Genomic DNA, 4,084 nt, shown 5'->3' on the forward strand with positions numbered 1-4,084 from the left:
GGTGCTGCTGCGGCTCGCCACCGGTCCCGAGCTCGCGCTCGAACAGCGCCGCGGGGCGCGCCGCGTCGCCGCGGCGTTCACCGTGCTGGTGCTGGGGGCCTGTGTCGCATTTGCGTTGTGGCTGCTGTTCCGAGACCTGTTGTACCTGTGCCACGGCGGGTATCTCGCCGGCGTCGCCGTGTTCGCGGTGCTCGACAGCGGCGATGCCGGCGAGATCTTCGGCATGGGCTGGATTGCCGCCGGTGGTGCCACCGCGGCGTGGACGTTCGCCGCGCTCGCGGTGGTCTCGCAGTTCGTCTTCACCCTGCGCTTCCTCGAGCTCGACCGGATCGCGCCACGCGCGGCGCTGGCGGTGCGCGGACTGGCGTGGCTGCAGGTCGCGATGCTGGCGGTGCTGTGGCTGGGGCGTGCGCGTGTCCACGAGGCCTACCACCTGGGCCAGCACGTGCTGCTGCTGTTCGCGGCACCGGCGATGCTGCTGCTGGCGATGCTCGCGCGGCGCCGCGGCGTCGGCCACGCCGGTATCTACCTGCTCGCCTGGGCACCGCTGCTGCTGCTGGTGGCGGCCTCGTCGATCGACCAGCTCGGACTCGCACGATTGCCGTGGACGCAGGACCTGCTTGCACCGATCGCGGTGGTCGAATCGCTGCTGCTGGCCGGCGCACTGGTGCACCGCGCACTGGCGCGCCACCGACTCGCGATCGGCGACGACGCCAGCCTTGCGCGCGATCCGCTCACCGGCGCGCTCGATGGCGCTGCGCTGAAGCACAAGCTCGATGCGTGGCACCTGCGCGCCAGCTTCGGGCGCAACCGCTACGGCCTGTTGCTGTTCGAACTGGCCGGACATTCCGCGTTCGTCACCGCACACGGCACCGCGGCCGGCGACGCGCTGCTGCAACAGGCGCTCTCGCGCACGCGCGCACTGCTGCGCGCCGACGACAGCATCGCGCGGGTCGAAGGCGCGCGGTTCGCGGTGATCAGCGAGTGCCGCCGTCCCGATTGCGAGCACCTGCTCGAGCGCATCCGTGCCGGACTCGCCGAACCCTTCAGGGTCGATGGACGCGATGTCGTCGTCGATGTCTGCATCGGGCTGGCGATGTCGCGACGCGGGGAGAACGCGGACGGCCTGTTCGCACGCGCCGGCACGGCGTTGCACCACGACCGCGAGCGCCGCGAGTTGCAGGCCCTGTTCACCGCCGCCGCGCAGCCGCCCCTGGTCGACGCCTAACGCTGACGTCGCGTGCACGATGCTGAAGCGCGCGCATTGCGCGGCGCTTCTTTCACCCCGGATGAACCCCTCCGCGCCTAGCTTGGATGCAACCGGCGCAGGACAACCGTGCCGGCTCCCCCACGTATAACGGAGCGCGATCATGAGTGACGTAAAAAAGGACCACAGCATTGGTGCAGGCACGGGCGCAGTTGCCGGAGCGGTGACTGGCGCGGCCGTCGGTTCGGTTGCCGGCCCGGTGGGCAGCGCGGTTGGCGCCGTCGCCGGTGGCGTGCTCGGCGCCAAGGCGGGTGACTCGATCGCCGAAGCGGTCAACCCGACCGAGTACCGCAAGCACTTCGAGACCGAGTACCGCAACCGTCCGTACTACTCGGCCGACCGCGAGTGGAACGACTACGAGCCGGCCTACCAGTACGGCTACGACACCTACGGCCAGTACCGCGGCCAGCGTTTCGAGGATGCCGAGCCGACGCTGGAGCGCAACTGGCGCGACACCCGCGGCGATTCGCGACTGGAGTGGAACGATGCACGCCACGCGGTGCGCGACGGCTGGCACCACATCGAGCGCGCGATGCCGGGCGACGCAGACCGCGACGGTCGCTGAGCCAAGTTACGGCACAACAACAACAAACAAGAACAACACGCAGTTGGTTCTGGACGGGGTCGCCTGGCGGCCCCGTCTTTTTGTGGGCGGATGCCGCCGCTTCGCGGCCATGGGGGGCGCGCGGTAGCATGGGCGGTCCCCACGCAACAAAGCCCAGCGCCATGTCCGATCCCACCCGTCCTTCCCGCGACGAAGCCGAGGCCGCCGTCCGCACCCTGCTGCGCTGGGCCGGCGAGAACCCCGACCGCGAAGGCCTCGTCGACACCCCCAAGCGGGTGGCCAAGGCCTACCAGGACTGGTTCAGCGGCTACGCGCTCGATCCCGATGATTACCTCGCGCGCACGTTCGAGGAAGTGTGCGGCTACGACGAGCTGATCGTGCTGCGCGACATCGAGTTCGAGAGCCATTGCGAGCACCACATGGCGCCGATCATCGGCAAGGCGCACATCGGCTACCTGCCCGACGGGAAGGTGGTGGGCATCAGCAAGCTCGCCCGCGTGGTCGACGCCTATGCGCGTCGGTTCCAGGTGCAGGAGAAGATGACCTCGCAGATCGCCGACTGCATCCAGCGCGTGCTCCAGCCGCGCGGCGTCGGGGTCGTCATCGAGGGTGCGCACGAATGCATGACCACCCGCGGCGTGCACAAGCGCGGGGTCAGCATGATCACCTCGAAGATGCTCGGCGGCTTTCGCGACGATGCCCGCACGCGCGCCGAGTTCCTGCAGTTCATCGACGTCGGCCCGGGGCGCTGAGCGCCCCGCGCGTCACCGCTCCAGGATAGCGACCACGCCCATCCCGCCGGCGGTGCAGATCGACACCAGGCACCGGCCGCCGCCGCGCGCGGCCAGTTCCTTGGCGGCGGTGGCGACGATACGGGCGCCGGTCGCCGCGAACGGATGCCCGGTCGCGAGCGACGAGCCGTTGGGGTTGATCCGGTCCGGGTCGATCCGGCCCAGTGGCGCATGCAGGCCGAGCCGGGTCCGGCAGTACTCCTCGCTCTCCCACGCGCGCAGCGTGCACAGTACCTGCGCCGCGAACGCCTCGTGGATCTCGTAGAAGTCGAAGTCCTGCAGGCTCAGGCCGTTGCGCGCCAGCATCTGCGGGACCGCAACGGTCGGCGCCATCAGCAGCCCCTCGCCATGGATGAAGTCGACCGCGGCAACGTGCGCGTCGCGCAGGTAGCACAGCACCTCGTGGCCATGCGCCGCCGCCCACTCGTCGGACGCCAGCAGGCAGGCCGCGGCGCCGTCGGTGAGCGGGGTCGAGTTGGCCGCAGTCAGCGTGCCGCGGCCGGAGGTGCGGTCGAACGCCGGCTTCAGCGTCGCCAGCTTCTCCAGCGAGCTGTCGGGACGCAGGTTGTTGTCGCGCGAGACGCCGCGGAAGCTCACCACCAGGTCGTCGAAGAATCCGCGCTCGTAGGCGGCGGCCAGCTTCAGGTGCGACGACAACGCCCACTCGTCCTGCGAATCGCGGCCGATGTTCCACTGCTTGGCCATGTCCTCGCAGTGCTCGCCCATCGACTTGCCGGTGCGCGGCTCGGCCACGCCCGGGAAATCGGGCTTGAGCTCGCCCAGCGAGAACCCGCGGAACTCGCCCAGCTTGCCCTTGAAGTCCTTCGCCGCATTGGCCGCCAGCAACCGGCGACGAAGCGCCTTGCCGTAGACGATCGGCACGTCGGAGGTGGAATCCGACCCGCCGCCGATGCCGGCCTCGATCTGGCCGGTTGCGATCTTGTTGCCGACCGTGATCAGCGCGTCCAGCGAGGTGCCGCAGGCACGCTGCAGGGTGATGCCCGGGGTCAGCGGCGACAGCCCCGACGACAGCGCGGCTTCGCGGCCCAGGTTCCAGTCGGAGGAATGCTTGATCACCGCGCCCATCGCGACCTCGCCGAGCACCTGCCCGTGCAGGCCGAATTTCTCGACCAGCGCGCCGAGCGTGCGCACCGACATCCCCAGGTTGCCGACGTCCGCATATGCGGTGTTCTGGCGACAGAACGGGATTCGCACTCCGCCGAGCACGGCAACGGGACGGACAGGACGCATCGGATCACCTTCTGGAAGGCGCTGCGATGGCGCAGCGCGGGGCTTGCGGGACCGGCCCGCAAGCAGGTGCGGGCATAATGGGCGAGTGTAGCGCCGGGGCCGCGGCGCGACCAAACGCCAGCGTATTTTCATTAAGGGACGCGATGAGCCAGACCCCGCAATTGCACGTGCTCGGCGCGCTCGCGCTTGAACTGACCGGCGCCGCGCCGG

4 protein-coding genes are annotated in these 4,084 nt (G+C 69.9%); 3 read left to right on the forward strand and 1 reads right to left on the reverse strand.

What is annotated here, in order from left to right; genetic code table 11:
* From ACKVMH_RS12615 to folE, 3 genes are all read left to right on the forward strand, one after another.
* Positions 1-1,228 (forward strand): 7TM diverse intracellular signaling domain-containing protein (locus tag ACKVMH_RS12615; RefSeq protein ID WP_412700558.1); only part of this gene is annotated, 1,228 nt, incomplete at its 5' end.
* A 142-nt stretch (positions 1,229-1,370) separates the two neighbouring features.
* Positions 1,371-1,832, forward strand: a complete 462-nt coding sequence (locus tag ACKVMH_RS12620) for a hypothetical protein (protein WP_412700559.1) — start codon at positions 1,371-1,373, stop codon at positions 1,830-1,832.
* 161 nt (positions 1,833-1,993) lie between these two features.
* Entirely contained in the window at positions 1,994-2,584 is a 591-nt protein-coding gene (gene folE / locus ACKVMH_RS12625) for a GTP cyclohydrolase I FolE (RefSeq protein ID WP_215219029.1), read from the forward strand.
* 12 nt (positions 2,585-2,596) lie between these two features.
* On the opposite strand, the gene ACKVMH_RS12630 is transcribed toward folE, so the two are convergent.
* Positions 2,597-3,874: an acetyl-CoA C-acetyltransferase gene (locus ACKVMH_RS12630; RefSeq protein WP_412700560.1), complete on the reverse strand. Its 1,278-nt coding sequence runs from the start codon at positions 3,872-3,874 to the stop codon at positions 2,597-2,599.
* Positions 3,875-4,084 lie beyond the last annotated feature (210 nt).

Source organism: Lysobacter zhanggongensis, from assembly GCF_046638635.1.
GTDB classification, from domain to species: Bacteria; Pseudomonadota; Gammaproteobacteria; order Xanthomonadales; family Xanthomonadaceae; genus Novilysobacter; species Novilysobacter luteus.